At 70.3% G+C, this 19,162-nt stretch carries 13 protein-coding genes, 1 tRNA gene and 3 pseudogenes; 10 read left to right on the top strand and 7 right to left on the bottom strand.

The window, feature by feature from the left end:
* Positions 1–131: 131 nt before the first annotated feature.
* Positions 132–1,226 (bottom strand): LacI family DNA-binding transcriptional regulator, encoded by a 1,095-nt coding sequence (locus tag AMK22_RS01550; protein WP_073781339.1) that lies wholly within the window; start codon positions 1,224–1,226, stop codon positions 132–134.
* A 62-nt stretch (positions 1,227–1,288) separates the two neighbouring features.
* Positions 1,289–2,275 carry a hydroxyacid dehydrogenase gene (locus AMK22_RS01545; RefSeq protein WP_199883090.1) on the bottom strand — a complete coding sequence of 329 codons (987 nt, stop codon included), beginning with the start codon at positions 2,273–2,275 and terminating at the stop codon, positions 1,289–1,291.
* A gap of 341 nt (positions 2,276–2,616) precedes the next feature.
* Here AMK22_RS01545 and AMK22_RS01540 point away from each other — a divergent pair, with 341 nt between their 5' ends.
* The 4 genes from AMK22_RS01540 to AMK22_RS01525 all read left to right on the top strand — a co-directional run bounded on the left by AMK22_RS01540 (position 2,617) and on the right by AMK22_RS01525 (position 7,764).
* On the top strand, positions 2,617–3,630 hold the full coding sequence (locus tag AMK22_RS01540) for an ABC transporter permease (RefSeq protein ID WP_073781337.1): 1,014 nt from the start codon (positions 2,617–2,619) through the stop codon (positions 3,628–3,630).
* Positions 3,631–3,715: 85 nt separating this feature from the next.
* Complete coding sequence (locus AMK22_RS01535) at positions 3,716–4,576, top strand: carbohydrate ABC transporter permease (protein ID WP_073781541.1); 861 nt, start codon at positions 3,716–3,718, stop codon at positions 4,574–4,576.
* 51 nt (positions 4,577–4,627) lie between these two features.
* On the top strand, positions 4,628–6,301 hold the full coding sequence (locus AMK22_RS01530) for an extracellular solute-binding protein (protein WP_073781336.1): 1,674 nt from the start codon (positions 4,628–4,630) through the stop codon (positions 6,299–6,301).
* Entirely contained in the window at positions 6,298–7,764 is a 1,467-nt protein-coding gene (locus AMK22_RS01525) for a M1 family metallopeptidase (protein WP_073781335.1), read from the top strand. Before AMK22_RS01530 ends, AMK22_RS01525 begins: the two co-directional genes overlap by 4 nt.
* Before the next feature lie 784 nt (positions 7,765–8,548).
* Here the strand turns inward: AMK22_RS01525 and AMK22_RS01515 are convergent.
* Together AMK22_RS01515 and AMK22_RS01510 are read right to left on the bottom strand one after the other, a co-directional pair.
* Positions 8,549–9,451: a transketolase family protein gene (locus AMK22_RS01515; RefSeq protein ID WP_073781334.1), complete on the bottom strand. Its 903-nt coding sequence runs from the start codon at positions 9,449–9,451 to the stop codon at positions 8,549–8,551.
* A 53-nt stretch (positions 9,452–9,504) separates the two neighbouring features.
* A complete protein-coding gene (locus AMK22_RS01510) occupies positions 9,505–10,206 on the bottom strand; it encodes a transketolase (RefSeq protein ID WP_073781333.1) in 702 nt (233 codons plus the stop codon).
* Between the two features lie 126 nt (positions 10,207–10,332).
* Between AMK22_RS01510 and AMK22_RS01505 the strand changes: the two genes are divergently transcribed.
* Positions 10,333–10,406 (top strand) — tRNA-Pro (locus AMK22_RS01505).
* Between the two features lie 99 nt (positions 10,407–10,505).
* On the opposite strand, the pseudogene AMK22_RS41955 reads toward AMK22_RS01505, so the two are convergent.
* The 3 pseudogenes from AMK22_RS41955 to AMK22_RS01490 all read right to left on the bottom strand — a co-directional run bounded on the left by AMK22_RS41955 (position 10,506) and on the right by AMK22_RS01490 (position 12,789).
* Positions 10,506–11,424: pseudogene (locus AMK22_RS41955) on the bottom strand (tyrosine-type recombinase/integrase).
* Positions 11,411–11,980 (bottom strand): annotated as a pseudogene (locus AMK22_RS01495) (sigma-70 family RNA polymerase sigma factor); the annotation flags it as partial. The pseudogenes AMK22_RS41955 and AMK22_RS01495, both read right to left, overlap by 14 nt.
* 122 nt (positions 11,981–12,102) lie before the next feature.
* A pseudogene (locus AMK22_RS01490) lies at positions 12,103–12,789 on the bottom strand (hypothetical protein).
* Between the two features lie 283 nt (positions 12,790–13,072).
* Between AMK22_RS01490 and AMK22_RS01485 the strand changes: the two are divergent.
* The 5 genes from AMK22_RS01485 (at position 13,073) to AMK22_RS01465 (ending at position 18,787) form a co-directional block, all read left to right on the top strand.
* On the top strand, positions 13,073–13,813 hold the full coding sequence (locus AMK22_RS01485; protein ID WP_073781332.1) for a class I SAM-dependent methyltransferase: 741 nt from the start codon (positions 13,073–13,075) through the stop codon (positions 13,811–13,813).
* A 240-nt stretch (positions 13,814–14,053) separates the two neighbouring features.
* The gene (locus AMK22_RS01480; RefSeq protein WP_073781540.1) at positions 14,054–15,184 is read left to right on the top strand and encodes a pyridoxal-phosphate dependent enzyme; all 1,131 of its coding nucleotides are present in this window, start codon (positions 14,054–14,056) and stop codon (positions 15,182–15,184) included.
* Positions 15,181–16,407 (top strand): ATP-grasp domain-containing protein, encoded by a 1,227-nt coding sequence (locus AMK22_RS01475; RefSeq protein WP_073781331.1) that lies wholly within the window; start codon positions 15,181–15,183, stop codon positions 16,405–16,407. Before AMK22_RS01480 ends, AMK22_RS01475 begins: the two co-directional genes overlap by 4 nt.
* Positions 16,397–17,650 (top strand): MFS transporter, encoded by a 1,254-nt coding sequence (locus tag AMK22_RS01470; RefSeq protein ID WP_073781330.1) that lies wholly within the window; start codon positions 16,397–16,399, stop codon positions 17,648–17,650. Before AMK22_RS01475 ends, AMK22_RS01470 begins: the two co-directional genes overlap by 11 nt.
* 156 nt (positions 17,651–17,806) lie before the next feature.
* Positions 17,807–18,787, top strand: a complete 981-nt coding sequence (locus AMK22_RS01465; RefSeq protein WP_073781329.1) for a ferric reductase-like transmembrane domain-containing protein — start codon at positions 17,807–17,809, stop codon at positions 18,785–18,787.
* The last annotated feature ends 375 nt before the right edge of the window (positions 18,788–19,162 follow it).

Raw genomic sequence — 19,162 nt, 5'->3', positions numbered from 1 at the left:
TGAGGGGCGAAGGCGTGCGGAACGATCCTGCTCGGCGTCAGCATGTAAGCGGTTGCTACAGAGTGGCAAGAGGGGGGTGGGAAGTTACTGTGTTTTTCTATGGTCGGAGGTGGCCCGGATGGAGTAATCGGTCAACTGCGGGCGGGTCGTCCGAGCCGCGGTGCGACGGAATCGCGTACCACGATGTGTGTGCCGAGGCGCAGCGCGCCCGTGGTCGGCTCGCGCCAGTCGTCCTCGTCCTCGCCGCCGAAGGCCAGCCGCACCGCCTGCCGCCCCATCTCCTCCAGCGGGATGTGGACGGTGGTGAGCCGGGGCCGCAGCTCCTGGGCGACGGGGATGTCGTCGTACCCCACCAGCGACACGTCGTCCGGCACCCGCACCCCCGCCTCCTCCAGGGCCTGCGCCGCGCCCGCCGCGACCATGTCGTTCGCGGCGAACACCGCGGTGAAGTCCAGTCCCTCCCGCAGGATTTCGGCCATCCTCCGGTGTCCGAAGCCCCGGCTGAAGGCGCCGGGGTGGACCAGTCCCGGGTCCGGGGCCACACCACGCAGCTCCAGGGCGCGGCGGTGGCCGGCCAGCCGGTCGCGGGTGGTGGAGAGCCTGGGCGGGCCGCCCAGGTAGACGATCCGCTCGTGCCCCTGCATCAGCAGATGGTCGGTGATGGCGAACGCGCCGCCCTCGTTGTCGTACTCGACCGAGGCGGTGGGGACCCGGTCGCCCAGGGGCGGCCGGCCGCACAGCACGAGCTTCGAACCACCGGCGTCCAGGTCGCGCGCCCTGCGGGCCAGTTCGGTGGTGTAGCCGCGGTCCGCGATGGAGCCGCCGACCACGACCACGGCGTCGGCCCTGCGTTCGTGCATCAGGTCGATGAAGGCCAGTTCGCGCTGCGGGTCGCCCTGCGTGCAGCAGACCAGGCAGAGCCGCCCGCCGAGGGCCGCCTCCCGTTCCACGCCGCGTGAGATGTACGCGTAGAACGGGTCGACGAGCTCGTTGACGATGATGCCCACGGTGCGGTTGGAGACCCCGGCCAGCGCGCGGGCGTGGGCGTTGACCACGTAGCCGAGCTCGCGCATCGCGCTCTCGACCCGCTCCCGGGTCGCCTCGGCGACCGGGTAGTTGCGGTTGAGCACGCGGGAGACCGTGGCCGTCGAGACGCCCGCGCGCCGGGCGACGTCGGTGACCGTCGCGCGGCGTTGCCCGTCCGCGGCTGAACCCTGCCGGCGCATCCGGCTCACCCCCTGGTCGCTGTGGTGTGACGTCGAGCCTAGAGCCTGCGGGGGGCGGGGACTCACGCGATCCTCCCGAGATCGCCCCGGTGCACCGGGTGCTCGAACGGCGCGCCCTGCGCGTACCGGGCCAGTTCGTCGACGGCGAGCGCCCCGAGCCGCCCCACCTCGTTGCCCTGCGCGCCCGCCAGGTGCGGGGTGAGGAACACGTTCGGCAGGTCCCACAGGGGGTGGTCGGCCGGCAGCGGCTCCGGCGAGGTCACGTCCAGCACGGCGTCCAGCCGCCCGTCGACCAGGTGGCCGGTCAGCGCCTCGGTGTCCACCAGCGGACCGCGGGCGGTGTTGACGAGCAGGGTGCCGGGGCGCATCAGGCCGAGGCGCCGGGCGTCGATGATCCCCCGGGTCTCGGCCGTGTCCGGGGCGTGGAGCGTCACCACGTCGCTGGTCGCCACCAGGGTGTCCAGGTCGGTCGGGGTGACGCCGAGAGCCGCCGCCTCGGCCGTGTCGACGTAGGGGTCGTACAGCAGGACCTCGACGTCGAGGACCCGCAGCAGGTCGATGACGCGTCGGCCGATCCGGGAGGCGCCGACGACCCCGATGGTCAGACCGTGCGTGCCGAGCCAGTGCTGGCGGTCGAGGTCGGCGCCGGTGCGGTGGGTGCGCCGGGTCCGGAAGAGCCCGGCCAGCGGGAAGACGCGTTTGGCGCCCATGATGATCGCCGCCAGGGTGAACTCGGCGACCGGCAGGGCGTTGGCGGCGGCCGCCGACGAGACGACGATCCCGCGGTCGAACGCGGCGGGGGACAGGAACGTCTTCACCGTGCCGGCCGCGTGGACCACGGCACGCAGCGACGGTGCCCGGTCCAGCAGGGCGGCGTCGACGGGCGGGCAGCCCCAGCCGGTGAGCAGGACCTCGGCCCCGGCCAGTGCCGCGGCGGCCTCCGGCGAGTCGAACTCGCCGACCGGGGACGGCCGAAGAAGGTCGGCCGTCTCCTCCAGCCGGGCCCGTACCGGCGGCGGGAAGACGTCGTCGAGGAGTCCCGGGCTCATGACCAGGACGGTGCGGGGACGCCGCGGGGGTGGTGCCGCGGCTTCGCCACCGGAATGCGCCGGTGCCTCTTCGGTGGTTCGCACCCTGCCTCCGGATAGTAATCGTGTTCTATGGGATGACCGGAACGCTAGGAGCGTGATGGCCGACCGTCAAGCGCATCCCGGGAGTAAGTGCCCGACTATCGCTGAATTCTGGGGATTCATCACCCGAGAACACGTCGACATGGGTGCGTGCGGCCCAGATGACTTTCAGCCGATCTCTTGACGCTTGGGTTAACCGCTTACTAACTTGCCGCCCCAGAAGGCCCACCATGCGCCACCCAGCCGAACAGGACGCCCCCATGGCTGAATCAGCACCCTCTTTGCCGCGGGAGAAGCGGCCCGAGGCCGAAGAAACACCCCCGCAGCCCGCCGAACGGGCCGTCGTCACGCAGCACCGGCTGACGCTCCGACAGCGGCTCAAGCGGGACCGGGTGATGCTCCTGCTCACCCTGCCCGGCCTGCTGTACTTCGTCGTCTTCCACTACGTGCCGCTGCTCGGGTACGTGGTGGCCTTCCAGGACTACCAGCCGTACCTCGGTTACATGCACAGCGCCTGGGTGGGCTTCGCCAACTTCACCGCGGCGTTCAGCGAACCGGCCTTCTGGACCGCCACGTTCAACACGCTGGAGATCGCCCTCGTCCAACTGGTCTTCTTCTTCCCGATCCCGGTCGCCCTGGCCCTGCTGCTCAACAGCATCACCAGTGACCGTGTCCGGCGCTTCGTGCAGAGCGTCGTCTACCTGCCGCACTTCATCGGCTGGGTCATCATCGTCTCGATCTTCCAGCAGATCCTGGGCGGCGCCGGGCTCCTGCCCGACGTGCTCGACGGACTGGGACTGCCGCGCTACGACATGATGAGCGACCCCGACGCCTTCCCCTGGCTGCTGACCCTCCAGGTGGCCTGGAAGGACGCCGGCTGGGGCACGATCATCATCCTCGCCGCGCTGCTGAACATCGACAGACAGCAGTACGAGGCCGCCGCGATCGACGGCGCGGGCCGGGCCCGCCGCCTGTGGCACGTGACGCTGCCCGGCATCGCCCCCGTACTCATCCTGCTGCTGATCCTCAACCTCGGGCAGATCCTCTCCGTCGGCTTCGAGCAGATCCTGCTCCAGCGCGACGCGGTCGGCCCGGACGCCGGAGAGGTGCTCGACACGTACGTCTACTACCACGGCATCAAGGACAACGACTGGGGCGTCGCCGCCGCCGTCGGTCTCGTCAAGGCGGTCATCGGGACCGCACTCGTCCTGGGCGCCAACAAGTTCGCCCACCGCCTCGGCCACGAAGGGGTGTACCGCGGTGCTGACCGCTGAGAAGACGCGCGCCACGACGCGCCCCACCACCACACCGCGGCCTCCGGCCGCCCCCGCCCGCTCCTCCGAGGGCCGGCCCCCGTGGATGGAACGCCCGACCCGCCTCGGACAGGCCGCCAAGGCCGTCGCCGTCGTCGTGGTCGTCCTCGCCGTCGCCTACCCGCTGGTCGGCGTCATCGGCACGAGCTTCGCCTCGCAGACCGACATCATCAAGAGCTCCGGCCTCGTCCTGTGGCCCGATCACCCGACCCTGGACGCCTACCGCACCATCTTCACCGGCGGAGTCGTCACCCGGGCCCTGATCGTCTCCGTCGGCATCACCGTCCTCGGCACCCTCGCCAGCCTGCTGGTCACCATCGGCATGGCGTACGGACTCTCCCGGCGCGACGTCACCGGCTCCCGCTTCATCCTGATGACGGCCCTGTTCACGATGCTCTTCAACGCGGGCATCATCCCGAACTTCCTGCTGGTCAAGGGTCTCGGCCTGTACGACACCTACGCGGCGCTCGTCATGCCCACCCTGGTCAGCGCCTTCAACCTGGTGGTCCTGCGCTCCTTCTTCATGAACCTGCCGGAGGAGCTGTACGACGCCGCCAAGGTCGACGGCGCCGGGGACTTCCGCATCCTGGTGCGGATCGTCCTTCCGCTGTCCAAGGCCGTCCTCGCCGTGATCAGCCTCTTCTACGCGGTGACGTACTGGAACGCCTTCTTCAACGCGCTCCTGTACCTCAACGACTCCGACAAGTGGCCGCTGCCGATGGTGCTGCGCACCTACGTCCTGCAGGGCCAGAGCCTGAACGCGGCCTCCGCCGGCGAGGTCCTCGCCCCGCAGCAGGCCGTCCAGATGGCGGTCCTGGTGATCGCCGTCGTACCGATCCTCTGCGTCTACCCGTTCCTCCAGCGCTACTTCACCAAGGGCGTCCTCACCGGCGCCGTCAAGGGCTGAGCGCAGCCACCTCCCCCCACTCCTTCCTTCCCCTCTCTCAAGGAGATCCAGGTGTCGAGCTCCACCCCCATCAACCGCAGAGCACTGTTCCGCATGGGTGCCGGTATCGGTCTGGGACTGGCCGCCGCCCCGCTGCTCAGCGCCTGCGGCGACGGCGGCACGACCGCCAAGGCCGAGGCCAAGAGCGCCTCGCTGCTCCCCAACACCGCCGTGCGCAACATCGGCCTCGCGCCCGACCTCCAGGGCACCGCCGCCGGGGTCCCGCAGGGCTTCTTCCGCTACCCGGCCAAGCCGCTGCGCGCCACGAAGGGCGCCCCGCTCAAGGGCGCGCAGCCGATCAGCGCGACGATGGAGACCTTCTCCCCGCCGCCGCCCGCACGGGGCAAGAACGCCGCCTGGCAGGCGATCGAGAAGCTGCTCGGCGGCCGGGTGGACATCACCGCCGTCCCCGCCGACGACTACAGCACCAAGTTCTCCACCATGGTCGCCAGCGACAGCCTGCCCGACCTCTTCATGTACCCGGAGAGCGGCGGCGTCGACAACAAGGCCGCCTTCCTCCAGGCCACCTGCGCCGACCTGACCCCGTACCTCGCCGGGGACAAGGTCAAGGACTACCCGAACCTGGCCGCGATCCCGAAGGCCGCCTGGCAGTCCGCGATCTTCGGCGGGAAGCTGTACGGCATCCCGATCGCCCGCACCGGCACCGGCGGCGCCGGCTTCTACCGCCACGACCTGTTCGCGGAGGCGGGCGTCACCAGCCTCGACCAGATCACCGACCTCGACCGGTTCGTGGAGCTCTGCAAGGAACTCACCCGGCCGAAGAAGGACCAGTACGCCATCATCGCGGGCGCCACCACCATGCTCGCCATGTCCGCGGGCGCGCCCTCGTCCTGGCGGCTGGACGAGAAGTCCGGGAAATTCACCCTCGACCTGGAGACGCCGGAGTACCGCAAGGCCGTGGAAACCGCCCGGCTGCTGTACAAGGCGGGCTGCTACTACCCGGGCACCCTCCAGATGTCCGGGGCGCAGAAGGCCCAGTACACGGACATGTTCAAGAACGGCAAGGGTGCCTACGTCTACGACGGCATGCCCACCTACCTGGCGCCCGGCGTCGGCTACGTCGCCGCCATGAAGGCGATCGACAAGACGTACGACCCGCGTCCGTTCGTCCCGGTCGGCAAGGACGCGGTCGCCTGGATGGACAACGTCAAGCTGGAGAACACCCACGTCAAGAAGGCGTCCGAGGAACGCGTCGCGCAGATCCTCGCCCTGGCCGACTTCGCCGCCTCCCCGTTCGGCAGCCAGGAGTACACGCTCATCAACTACGGCGTCGAGGGAACCGACTTCACCCGTGACGCCAAGGGCAACCCGGCACTCACCAAGCAGGGCACCCAGGACGTCACCGTGCCGTGGAAGTTCATGGCCTCGGCGGTCCCCGCGATCTTCAGTGCCGACTCGGAGCAGGGCGTCCGGCACGTCCACGACACGTTCACGAAGATGATCCCGATGATGGTGACCGACCCGGTGCTCCAGTACTCGTCACCCACCTGGGACTCGAAGGGCACCGGCAGCCTCTACACGCTCAAGCAGGACGCGCTCAAGGACATCATCGCCGGGCGCAAGCCCATGTCCGCCTACGACCAGCTCATCAAGGACTACCTGGCCAAGGGCGGCGAGAAGGCCCGCGGCGAGTTCGAGGAAGCCGTCCAGAAGGGGAAGAAGTGACGACACGACGCGCGGTTCTCCGGATCGGCGGCGCGGCGGTCGCGGCGGCGGCCGCCGTCCCCGCCCTCGGCTCGCCCGCCGCCGCGCGTTCGCGCGGCTTCGACCCGAAGCCCGGCTCCGACGGCGTCGGCGACCCGCTCTTCCCGACCCTCGGCAACGGCGGCTACCAGGTCGTCCACTACGACCTCACCTTCGACTTCACCCCGGTGACCTACGACTTCACCGCCGTGGTGAAGATCCACGCCAAGGCCACCCAGGACCTCTCCGCGTTCAACCTGGACACCGACGGCCACACCATCGACTCCGTCACCGTCGCCGGCCGCCCCGCCCGATGGGAACTGTCGCCCGGACAGAGCGGCCAGGAACTCAGCCTCACCCCCGCCCGCCCCCTCCACCGAGGACAGGCGTTCACCACCGAGATCCGCTACCGGGGCAACGGAAAGGACCCCCGACTCGGCCTGACCGGCTGGAAGTTCGGCAGCGACGGCGGTTTCGCCTCCGCCGCCCAGTCCTCCCGCGCCGACACCTTCCTGCCCTGCAACGACACCCCGTCCGACAAGGCCACCTGGACCTTCCACATCAGCGCCCCGCAGGGCTACGTGGCCGCCGCCAACGGCGAACTCCTCCACAGGACGCCGCGCGCCGACGGCTCCACGGTCTGGCACTTCGCCCTGCGCGAGCGGATGGCGACCGAACTCATCGGCATCGCCGTCGTCAAGGGCACCTACCTGTACGGCACCAGCCACCGCGGGCTGCCGCTGCGCCACATCGTCCCGCAGGGCCAGGAGGACACGTACGCGCCCATCGTGGCCCGCACCTCCGACCATCTCGCCTGGCTGGAGAAGAAGTTCGGCCGCTACCCCTTTTCCGTCTACGGCGTCCACATCTACGACGGCTACACCGACGCCCTGGAGAACCAGACCCTCTCCCTGTTCTCCACCAACTGGTTCAAACCCAACACCCAGGGACAGCCGGGCTACGAGACCACCATGGTCCACGAGCTCGTCCACCAGTGGTTCGGCGACTCCGTCACCCCGAACGACTGGCAGCAGGCGTGGCTCAACGAGGGCCCCGCCGTGTACTACGCGGGCCTGTACGGCGAGGAGCGCGGCTGGTCGGTCCTCGACGACAAGATGCGTGCCACATACGCCAAGCTCGACGCCGTCCGAGCCATCGACGGCCCGCCCGGCCTCCCCAAGGCGCTCGGTGGCATGAACATCTACGACGGCGGCGCACTGGTCCTGTACGCCCTCCGGCTCCGCACCGGGCAGCAGAGGTTCGACCGCGTCATGCGCGAATGGGTGCGGCGCTTCAAGGACTCCACGTACACCAGCGAGGCCTTCATCCGGCACACCGTCGACGTGACCGGCGACCGGTCCCTCGACCCGTTCCTGCGCGACTGGCTCTTCGGGGCCGTGAACCCGCCCATGCCCGGCCGGCCCGACTGGAAGGCGTCCGCGTGAAACGCCGTCCCCCGCACGTCGTCCGAGGAACCGCCGCCACCGTCACCGCCGCCCTTCTGACCGCCCTCCTCGCCGCCCCGACGGCCCTGGCCGCACCGGGCGCCCGCACCCTGTTTACGCGGCCCCCGACGGACACGGCACCGCCTGCACGGCCGCCCGCCCCTGCACCCCCGAGGGCGCCCGCGACCGGGCCCGTACCGAGACCGGGCGCGACGTCCGCGTCCTGTTGAAGGACGGGACGTACCGCCTCACCGAACCCCTCCGGCTCGGCGCCGCCGACTCCGGGAAGAACGGCCACACGGTCACCTGGACCGCGGTGCCCGGCGCCCGCCCCGTCCTCTCCGGCGGCCGGGACATCACCGGCTGGCGGCCCGGCGCCGACGGCACCTGGACGAGGGGCGGCCCGGCGCGCGGCCCGGACCGGGGCACCGTGGCCGACGACGGACACCGCCCCGTGCTCTGCCTGGCCGAGGCGGTCCCGTGCGACGAGCTCGACACGGACCGGGAGCTGGGCGGAAGCCACCGGGACCCGACGCCGGAAGCCCGCCTTGAGGCCCGCCCCGGCGATGCCGTGGCCGTACACCGCCGACAGGGTCACATCGCCCTGATCACGACCGTGCGCGGGCACCCGCCCCCGCGCCCCGGCTCGTGGACGGCGGCGCGCATCCGGCCCCGGCCATGGGCGGAGCGGTTGCCTCCGCGCCCCGTGGGCAACCGCTCTGGTCACCTCACCGCCTTCCGGTCACTCCACCGGCCTGCGCTCATCCCGTCCGCCCCGGCCCCGTCACCGGCCGAGGAAGGCGCCGATCCGCTCCCGCAGTCCCCGCGCGTCGAGACCGTGCGCGGCCAGGTGCTCGTCCATCTCCCCGTACGCGCGCAGCTCGGCCCGACCCACCCCGAGCCCCAGCACCCGGTGCGGTACGTCGGCGAGCGCGTCGTTCGCGACGGCCGTGGACGTCCCCGCCAGATACGGTTCGACGACCACCACGTCTGCGGCGCGGCCGGCGCCGACCGCCCGCCTCAGCCCGGCCCCGTCGAACGGGCGCACCGTCGTCGCGTACAGCACGGTCACGTCGAGCCCTTCGGTCGCCGCGAGCACGTTGTCGAGCATCGGTCCGACCGCGACCACGACCCCGCCCGCGCCCTCCCGCGCCGAGGTGAAGCCGGTCCCCGCGCCGATCGGCCGCGCGCGGTCGTTCGACTGGAGCGACAGCCGCACGTACACCCGGTCGTCCCCGGCCGCCGCCTTCCGCAGCAGCGCCTCCGCCTCGTCCGGATGGCCCGGGACATGGACCGTCCAGCCGTCGAGGGTGTCCATGAGGGCGACATCGCCCGGCGCCATATGGGTGAAGCCCCCGGCCGGCCAGTCGTACGAGGCCCCGGCACTCACCAGCACTCCGCCCACCCCCTGATGGCCGAAGTCCAGTTTGACCTGCTCGAACGGGCGCTCCACCAGAAAACTGGCGAAGGTGTGCACGATCGGCCGCAGGCCGGTGAGTGCCATCCCGGCCCCGGCACCGACCAGCAGTTGCTCCCTGATCCCGACATTGACCACCCGGTCCGGATGGGCCCGCTCGGCCGGTCCGAATCCGTCCCGGCTGATCTCCGCCAGTACGAGCGCGAGACGGGGGTCCTCGTCCAGCATCTGTGAGACGGTCGAGATGAACCGGTCACGCATCGTGTCCATGTGAAATGTCCTTCTTTCGATTCCTGGCGTCCTCGTCGGTTCCGCGCGTCCGGTCAGCTCTTGGGGTCGACGTGCGCGACCACCACGTGCGGCCGTCCGGGATGCGGCGCGGTGAACGCCGCGAACAACGCTTCGTGGTCGTGTCCGTCGACGGACACGACCGACCAGCCGGCGGCCTCGAACCGGGCGGCGATCCCGCCGGGCCGCGCGTGCGAGGCCGACGCGTTGTCGACCACCACGGTGTGCAACTGCTCGAGCCCGGCCGGGCCCGCGTACGCGATCGCCTCGTGATTGCTGCCCTCGTCCAGTTCGGCGTCCCCGATCAGCACCCACACCCGGGGACCGGTCAGCCCCTGTGCCCGCAGACCCAGCACGCTCCCCACGCCGAGTGGCAGTCCGTGCCCCAGCGATCCGCTGCCGATCTCCACACCCGGTACGAGCGTCCGGTCCGGATGGTGTCCGAGCGGCGAGTCGTACGTCCCGAACCCGGGCAGCAGTTCCTCGCCGAAGAAGCCGTGCGCGGCCAGCACCGCGTAGTACGCCATCGGCCCGTGCCCCTTGGACAGCAGGAACCGGTCACGGTCGGGAGCGTCGACGGTGCGGGGCGTCACCCGAAGCACCCTGTCGTAGAGCACCCAGAGCACGTCCAGAGTGGAGGTCGCGGCGGGGCCGTGCTTCTCGTCCCCCGTCATCAGGCTCATCAGCCGGTTCATGTCGCCGTAGTGGCCGGTCGTCGTGACTGTGGTCCTCGTCATGCCTCCAGCCTTGAACATCAAGCCTGGTTGAGGTCAAGGCGGGAAAGGTGTTCGTGACCACCCTCCTGAGTGCGGTATTGTTCTCATGCGCGTTCGGCCAGGGGAAAGCCCAGGTCAGACGGGCAGCGGGACGTGGCGCAGCTTGGTAGCGCACTTGACTGGGGGTCAAGGGGTCGCAGGTTCAAATCCTGTCGTCCCGACTGGAGACAGTCGCAGGTCAGGGCCGGTTTCGGAGCAATCCGAAGTCGGCCCTTGATCATTCTTGGGGACCAGTCGGGGACCGGCGAGCTTGACCGGGGTCAGCGGGTCATGACGATCGGGCTCGGCAGCGAGCGCGGGGCGCGGAGCACGCTGAAGTGGGCGGAGAGCGCCGCCCCGGCGGCCGTGATCTTGTGCACGTCCGGGTGCAGGTAGCGCTGGGTGGTGGTCAGGGACCCGTGGCCAGCGATCCTGCGTAGGACGTGTACGTGGACTCCGGCGTCGCAAACCAGGTCATTCCGGTGTGCCGGAGGTCATGGCGGCGCAGGTGCTCGTAGCCGAGCTTGGTGACCACGTCGTCCCACTGCGTGGCGTCGCGCAGGACGGCGGCCGAATACGTCCGCCGCGTGGGCCGGTGAACAGGCGGGCTTCGGGGTTGGGGCCGGCGGACAGGATGCGCTGGGCGACGAGGGGGCGGATCTCCTCGACGATGGGAACCTTGCGGGCCCGCTTGCCCTTGGTGCCCTTGTCGGTCAGCCCGCCGGGCGCGGGTGTGGTCTGGCGCCGCACGGTCCAGATCCACTGGGTGGTGTCGATGTCTCCGACGCGGCAGCCTGAGATCTCTCCGATCCGTGCGGCGGTGCACGCGGCGAAGACGACCACGTCTCCCCAGCCGCGGTACTGGTCGTGGGAGGCGGCCACGAGCGCCTCGGCCAGTGCGAGGAGGGTCTCCCAGTCGGGCAGGGCCGGCGCGCGTGGGTCGAGGAGTTCGTCCTCGGCCTGCTTGTAGAGTTTCTGCCAGCCGGTCACCCGGGCGGGGTTGACCTTGATGATGCCGTCACGGACTGCCTGCTCCATGACGCGGACCAGGACGGCGATGGTGTTCTTTACCGTCGATCGGCTGTGCTCGTCGGCGATCCAGTTCTGCACGGCGCGGTCGACGACACCATTCGTAATCATCCGCACCGCGAGGTGGCCCAGGACGGGGACAACACGCATCCGGCGTGGGGTGCTCGGCATTGTTCAGCCACTGGATCAGACAGGTGCGGGCGCGTGCTACTCGGGAGCGCACCGTCCCCACCGGGCAGTTGCTGACGAGTGCCGCTTCCGCGTAGGGCAACCCGAGTAGCTGGGTGAGGACGAAAGCCTCGCGGCGTTCGTCGGGCAGGTTGGCCAGCAGCTCGGCGAGGGCGATGCCGTCGTCGAAACCGGGCAGGCTGTGTGGCTGGGCGCGCTCGGCGGCGGCTTGCCAGTCGTCGGTGTCCGACAGGCGGGGCCGGGCGGCGGCGTGTCGGAGGTTGTCGACCACTGCGCGCCGGGCGATGGTCAGCAGCCAGGTGCGGGCCGAGGAGCGGCCTTCGAAGCGGTGCAGGCTGGTGAGGGCCCCTAGGAACGTGTCCTGGGTCAGGTCGTCCGCGGCCTGAGGGTCGGCGCCAAGGCTGGTCACGTAGCGGCGGACGTCGCGGTGCAGGGCCCGCACGAAGTGCTCGACGGCTTCGGCGTCACCGCTGCGGGCGGCGAGTGCCCAGGCCGTCGTCGATTCGTCGGGCGGGGTGGACAAGGCAGGAGCGATCATCTGGCGTCCTTCTCGGGAATCCGGGCCCGGCGTTGAACAGCGGCGGGTCCGGTGATGGCGTGCGGCCACGCAGAGGTGATCGATGTACGACCGCACGGAGGCGTACGGCCGATGCCCGGGGCCTATGGACGCGGGGTGCCGGGGCGGCAGCGGGAAACCGGCTGTTGGACGACAGCGGTTCCGGTGGGCGGGCCCCGAGAGGAGATGGCGTGGGCGAGGAGGAACTGCCACGGCGTACGGGCGGATCGGTTTCGGTGGGTGCGGGTGCGCGGACGGTGCGGTGGGGCGGGCAGCAGGAGGGGCAGTCGCAGCGGTGCGACGAGCCATCCGGCGAGGAGCCGCAGGATTCGGAAGGCGGCTCGTTCGCCGTACGCGAGCCACATGCTGCACAGCAGTGCGGCCAGTATGTGGGCCGCGACCATGTCGGTCGACGACATGCCTGCCATGTCGTGGCCCACGTGACCCAGGTGGGCCACGTGTTCCAGCGGCGTGCTGTCTGCCACGGAGTGATGGTGAGCGGCGGGCGCGGCAGGATTCGGCTGGTGGGGCCGCGTCGCCGTCTGGGCCAGCGAATACCATGCGTGTAAGCCCGTCTGAGCGGCCATCGCGGCAGAGACGACCAGGAGGAGTCCGCGCTCTCGCCCGGTCAGACACCATGCCATAGTGCCGGCCCCCACGAGTGCTGCGGCGATGGCCTACCAGGGCACCGTGGAGCCCGACATCATTCGGTGCCCCAGGGCTGCGAGCAGCGCACAGACGGCTGCGAACACCACAGTCCTTGTCGCGCGACAGACCCGCCCAACGGTCATGGCGGGCTCATCTTCGTATCCGCGCCTCTCGCGTCACGGGTACTCCTGCCGGATCAGTACGGATGGCGACCAGGCATCCCACTCACATCGACTCATGTGAACCATCGCACGTAACAGATGGGAACTGAAGGTGTGTTGAGGCCAACCGTGTGCGACGTCGAGGCCCTCGCCGCTGTCGTGAACCGCCGGGAACCAGCTGCCGGAAGCGGCCGACTACTGAAAAGACAGGAGTGACAGGAGCTGCCAACAGGGCCCATAGGGTCCAAGAGGGAGGCCGAGCGACTTGGAATGGTACGAGGACGACTCTCTGTGGTCCGACTTCGCGCCCACCATGTTCTCCCCGGTGCGCGCGCAGTCCGTTGCCGAGCTGGTGGCCACGTCACCTCTCCTTGACTTCCCGCCCAGGTCCAGGGTGCTCGACCTGTGCTGTGGTCCGGGACTGTTTCTGGTGCCGCTGGCCGACCGGGGGTTCGACGTCACGGGCGTCGACCTCAGCGAGTCGATGCTGGAGCGTGCGAGGAGCGCGTGCGAGGAGGCCGGTGCCGATGTGCGGCTGGTACGAGGGGACATGCTCACCTACACGGCTCCCGGGGCATTCGACGTCGTCCTGAACGTGTTCACATCCTTCGGGTACTTCGACGACCCGGACGACAACCTCCGGGTTCTGAGCAACGCATGGGAGAGCCTCGCCCCCGATGGGCAGCTTCTCGTGGACGTGATGGGCAAGGAAGTCCTGGCCGGCTGGATCGGGCGGCCCCAGGCCGTCGACCTGCCGGACGGCTCGTACGTGGTCCAGCGGGACGTCGTCTTCGACAGCTGGCGCAGACTGCGGACCGACTGGACGCTGGTGCGCGGTACATCGGCGCGCACGGCGTCCCTGACGTCCTACCTCTACAGCGCCGCCGAACTGCACGACCTGTTCGTGGCCGCGGGCTTCGCAGACGTGGAGTGCTTCGGCGGCTTCGACGGGTGCACGTACGACAACTACTCCCGGCGATTGATCGTCCGGGGACGCAAGAAGTGACGCGAATCATCAGGTCGCACGCGTCGCTCCCCGGCCGGGTGCCGCCGCGCGCGGCCCGCGCCGCCCCGGCAGGGACGGCAGCCCTACGCCCACACCTGCCTCTGCCGCCCACTCGCGGCCAACTACCCGGCGCCCGCAGCCCTGGAGGACCGGTACACCATGTCACCGCACCGTGAGAACCACGATCCCACGCTCGGCATCACGGCAGCAGCACACCTGCCCGAACGCGGCCCGCGGGCCGTGCGAGAGGGAGCGCGGACGGAAACCGCCGCCTTACCCCCGCCCATCACCGCCGCAGCACCCGTCCATGAGCACATCACCGACGCGTTGAAGACGCCGGATCTGATCCGGCTCGGCGGCAACGTCGTGCTCGCCCGCTTCGAGACGATGAAGGTCTACGCGGCTCTGGGCGCCGTCCGCACGCTGCTGCACCACGGGCGCATCGTCCGGGGGCAGACCCTCATCGACAGTTCCAGCGGCATCTACGCCCTGGCGCTCGCCATGGCCTGCCACCGCTACGGCCTGCGGTGCCACATCGTGGCGTCCACGACCGTCGACTCGGTCATGCGCGCGCAGTTGGAGGTCCTGGGCGCGACGGTCGACCAGATGCCTCCGTCGCGGAACCTCAGGCTCGACCAGGAGCGCCGCGTCCGCCGCGTCCGCGAATTGCTGGCCGACCGCCCCGACTTCCACTGGATGCGGCAGTATCACGACTCCATCCACTACGCCGGATACCGGGAGTTCGCCGACCTCGTCACCGGGACACTGCCCGACGCGCCCCTGACCGTCGTCGGCGCGGTCGGTACGGGGGCGTCCACCGGCGGGCTGGTGCAGGCACTGCGGGGGACGGGGCGGACGGTGCGTCTGGTGGGGATCCAGCCGTTCGGCAGCGTCACCTTCGGCAGTGAGCACTTCAACGATCCCGAGGCGATCATCGCGGGCATCGGCAGCTCCATACCCTTCGAGAATGTGCGGCACGAGCTGTACGACACCATGCACTGGGTGGACTTCCGGCACGCCATGGCCGGCGCGATCGGCCTCCTGCAGGAACACGCGACCTTCGCGGGGCTGTCCACCGGAGCCACACACTTGGTCTCCTCCTGGGAGGCGGAGCGCGATCCCGAGCGCCTCCACCTCGTCCTGGGCGCGGACACCGGCCACCGCTACGCCGAACGGGTCTTCGCCAGGCACACCGAGGCACAGGACATGCGGACCCTCCGGCCCCGGCCCATCCAGGCACTCGACGAGCTGCGTCCGCCCTGGTCGGTGATGGAGTGGGGGCGGCGTCCCGATCCCGCGGCGGTACGGCCAGGCGGATGCCCGGGTACGAACAGCGTTGAACCGGTTTCGTCCGTGGAGGTGACGCCATGACCATCGCAGCCCTGGAATTCCTGTCCTTCGGCCTGGGCCACATAGCCGCGGCGGCGGCGGAAGCGGGACACAAGCTGTGCCTGCTCACTGCGGACCGGTCCGTCTACCAGCACGAACTCGACACCCTGCCCGACGACACGCTCACCGTCATCGACGTCGACACCTTCGACGAGACGGCGACCCGCAGCGCACTGACCGCCCTGCCCGACCTGGCCGGCCTGCTCAACACCACCGACACCTGGAGCGTGCCGGCCGCCGACCTCACGGCCGAACTCGGGTTCCACGGCCCGGATCCGGCCGCGGTACGGTCGCTCCGCGACAAATATCAGGTACGTGAACTCCTGCACCGCCGGGGGCTGAGCCGGAGCGGTGCCGTGCGCGTCGCCCCGAGTCCCGACAGCGCCGACGAGGTGCGTCGTACGGTCGGCCTGCCGGCAGTGCTCAAGGACTCCGCGGGCACCTCCTCGCGCAATGTCTGGATCGCCCACGACGAGGAAGCGCTGCGCCGCGCGCTCGACGAAGCGGCCCAGCAGCAGCTCATGGGAGAATTGTTCGCGGAGACGTTCCTGGCAGGGCCGCTCTACAGCGCCGAGACCCTCAGCTGGGACGGCGCCACCCGGCTGCTCGGCGTCCTCAGCCGGCAGACATCCCGGCAGTCCGCCGTACGGGAGGAGGCCGCCGCCTTCCCCGTCGCGCTGCCACCGGCCGAGTCGTCCGCCATCGAGCAGTGGGTCGGGGACGTCCTGCACGCGGCTGGGCATCACAGCGGCTTCGCTCATGTGGAGTTCATCCTCACCACCGAGGGGCCAGAACTCGTCGAGATCAACCGCAGGATCGGCGGAGCCCTGGTGGGAGAGGTCATGTGCCGCTCGCTCGGGACCAACGTGTACGCCGCCATGGTGGAGGAGGCACTGGGCCGCAGACCGCGTCTCATGGACGCCCCGCTCGACCACACCGGCCCCGCGCATGCCTTCGTCCTCGTCTACGCGGACCGGCCGGGTGTTCTCAAGGGCTGGCACGGGCTCGACGAGCTGGCGACCTTTCCCGGAGAAGTGCGCTGGTACCCGACCAGAGCGCCGGGAGACGTGCTGCCGCAGGTGGGGGACCAGCGCGGCTGCACCGGCATCGTGCTGGCCGAAGCCGCGACGGCGGAGCTGGCGCAGCACCGGGCGTGGAGCGCGGCCACCTGCGTGTGCCCCGTCGTCGCCGACGATGGGCCGTAGGCCCCGGCTCGGTGGGTGGCGGGGCACCGGCCCGCGGGCTTTCCTGCTGGCCGCCTCGTTCCTGATCACTCTGGGCAGCTTCGCCGTCCTGCCGTACATGTCGGTGCTCCTGCACCAGCGGCTCGGGCTGGGGCTCGGTACGGTCGGCATCGTGCTGGCCGTCGCCTCGCTGGTGCAATTCTCCGGCGGCGTGGCCGCCGGCGCGCTGGCCGCGCGCATCGGCTCGCGGGCCACCATGCTGACGGCGCTGGCCGTGCGGACGGCCGGGTTCGCGGCGTTCGTGCCCGGGACGACCAGCCCCGTGCTCGCGGTCGGCGCCGTCATCCTGGTCTCCTGCGGGGCGGCCCTGTATCTCCCGGCGAACAAGGCGTACTTGGTGGAAGGAGCCGACGAGGCCGACCGCCCCCGGCTGCTGTCGGCGAGCGGGGCGGCTTTCAACGCGGGCATCGCCCTCGGCCCGCCGGCCGCGGCACCCTTCGTCCTGGGCTCACCCACCGTGCTCTTCTCCTGCGTCACCGCGCTGTTCGCTCTCGTCGGCATCGGCCACGCGCTGCTGCCACCGGCCGCGGCGCGCCCGGTGGCCGACGAGGCGCGGGATGCCACCGGCGACGCCGACCAGCCCCAACGTCATGACGACGGCTTGCCGCCCTTCGCCGTGACCGTGCTGAGTGTGTACGTCTTCATGTTCTTCCAGCACTACTTGGCGCTCTACGCCGTCCCGCGCACCTCGGTGGCCTACTACGGGGCGGTGCTGACGGGCTATGCCTGCCTTCTGGTCATCGCCCAGCCGCTGCTGTCACGGTGGATCGCCGCACTCGCCTACCGGGATGCCATGAAGGTGGGCTTCGGGAGTATGGCGGCAGGGATGGCCGTCATCGCATACGGCGGCCACACGGGCATCGGTGCGGGAGCGGCGCTCATGTGCGTGGGCGAGGTCGTGCTCTTCCTGAAGAACGACCTGGAGGCGCTGGCCCGTTCATCCGCGGCACCCGCCTCGGTCTTCGGCCGGCAGCGACTGGCGGCCGGCCTCGGAGCGTTCGGCAGCGGAGTGGTCGGCGGCCAGGTGTACGCGGGTGCGGAAGCCATGGGCTCGGCACGGGGGTTCTGGCTCGCCGTGTGCCTCCAGGCCCTGCTTCTTCCCGTCCTGCTGACGGCCGTGGTACGCCGCCGTATCAGGGCCTCCATCCCAGAGCCCGGCAGCGAACGGCCGTCGTCACAGCGGCAGCGGCCACCGCGAGGGTGAGAGACGACACTTCCCCCATGTGACCCACGCCATACAGTGCTCGTGGGAACTTTCGTCTTTCCCTCCCCGACTCATCCAATAGCGCGACGGGGCACGCCGTGCCCCGGAAAGCCGACGCCCCCGCTCACCAGCCGAAGCGACTGAGAAGGCCGCACGATGACGTCATTGCCAGCGCAACCCGCCTCCGAACCGGCCGACGCCCCCGTCGTCCAGACCGGTGACCGGCAGCAGCGGCGCCCCACTCTGCGGTCCGACCTACGCGCATCCATCCCCGACGGCCTGATCGCGCTGATGGTGACCGGCGCCGTCTTCGCACTCCTCTACGCGCGAATCCGCGCCGAGACCTCCTCGACCGTGTCGGTCATGCCCTTCATGACCGACACAGGCAAGTTCTGGATGTACTTCCTCAGTCAGGCATTCGGCTGGTCCGCCCTGCTGTGGGCCTGGATCACGGTCGTCCTCGGACTCCTTCTCTCCGGCCCCCGCCCCTCCTGGCTACCGCTGTCAGGCCAGGGCCTCGAACGCCTGCACCGCACCACCAGCCTCAACACCATCGCCCTCATCGCTGCCCACGCGCTGCTGTTCGCCGCCCAACTGGCCCACTCCGGCACCGCACGCTGGCACTCCGCTATCGCCACGGCCTTCGTGGAGAGCTTCGTCCCCGGCGGCTACGACTCGGGCACCGGCAAGATCGCCATCCCTCTCGGACAGGCGGCCCTCTACCTGGCCATCCCTCTGGGCCTGCTCTTCTACATCAGGCACCGCATCGGCCCCAAGACCTGGCGGGTACTGCACCGCTTCGTCATCGTCGTCTACATCCTGAGCATCTGGCACACCCTCCTCTACGGGACGAACGTCTGGTACGACGGCTGGTTCCGCACCGCGATCTGGCTGCTCCAGCTCCCCATCGCCGCACTCCTCCTGCTGCGCCTGATGCAGCCCGCCCGGCGCTCGGAGAAACTACGCGGCCTTCGCGCCCACACCGGCTCACCAACGGGCTGGGCCCTGCGCCTGAGCGGCCGTCTCGCCATCGTCGGCGTGATCGCCGCACTGATCGGCGTGGTCATCAGCGGAAACGACGGCGGCCGCACCGCGCCTCCCGAGGACACCTCTTCCAGTCACAACGAACACGGCTGATTCCCGCATACGCCACGGCGGGCCATGGATCATGCCGGTCGCGGTGGCCTCAACGGCGGTGAAGTGGTGGCGTGCGGTGGCGGCGGCGCGGTGTGGGGTGCGGCAGCCGGACTTGATCGGATACGGCGGGGCGCCGCCCCCGCCGGTTACGGCATAGGTGACGCCGCAGGGCGAGGTGAACCGCTGGTAGTTGTGGTCGTGACCGCTCAGGACCAGGGTGACCCGGTGGCGTTCCAGCACCGGGACCCACCGGACATCGATCGCCGGCGTGGAGCCCTGCAGCGAGCATGACCAAGCGGGCTGGTGACCACCACCCTCACCGGTGGGCCGGGCGCGGACAGCCGCGTTTCCAGCCATCGCGCCTGGGCGGCGTCG

Source organism: Streptomyces sp. CB01580, assembly GCF_001905795.1.
Taxonomy (GTDB): Bacteria; Actinomycetota; Actinomycetes; order Streptomycetales; family Streptomycetaceae; genus Streptomyces.
Note: the sequence above shows the minus strand (reverse complement) of the source record. Positions and strands in the feature narration are given on the sequence as shown.

Bases quoted from the DNA above. Each gene is read 5' to 3' on its own strand.
- AMK22_RS01550 (WP_073781339.1), bottom strand. From the start codon at position 1,226: ATGCGCCGGCAGGGTTCAGCCGCGGACGGGCAACGCCGCGCGACGGTC.
- AMK22_RS01545 (WP_199883090.1), bottom strand. From the start codon at position 2,275: ATGAGCCCGGGACTCCTCGACGACGTCTTCCCGCCGCCGGTACGGGCC.
- AMK22_RS01540 (WP_073781337.1), top strand. From the start codon at position 2,617: ATGGCTGAATCAGCACCCTCTTTGCCGCGGGAGAAGCGGCCCGAGGCC.
- AMK22_RS01535 (WP_073781541.1), top strand. From the start codon at position 3,716: ATGGAACGCCCGACCCGCCTCGGACAGGCCGCCAAGGCCGTCGCCGTC.
- AMK22_RS01515 (WP_073781334.1), bottom strand. From the start codon at position 9,451: ATGGACACGATGCGTGACCGGTTCATCTCGACCGTCTCACAGATGCTG.
- AMK22_RS01510 (WP_073781333.1), bottom strand. From the start codon at position 10,206: ATGACGAGGACCACAGTCACGACGACCGGCCACTACGGCGACATGAAC.
- AMK22_RS01475 (WP_073781331.1), top strand. From the start codon at position 15,181: ATGACCATCGCAGCCCTGGAATTCCTGTCCTTCGGCCTGGGCCACATA.
- AMK22_RS01470 (WP_073781330.1), top strand. From the start codon at position 16,397: ATGGGCCGTAGGCCCCGGCTCGGTGGGTGGCGGGGCACCGGCCCGCGG.
- AMK22_RS01465 (WP_073781329.1), top strand. From the start codon at position 17,807: ATGACGTCATTGCCAGCGCAACCCGCCTCCGAACCGGCCGACGCCCCC.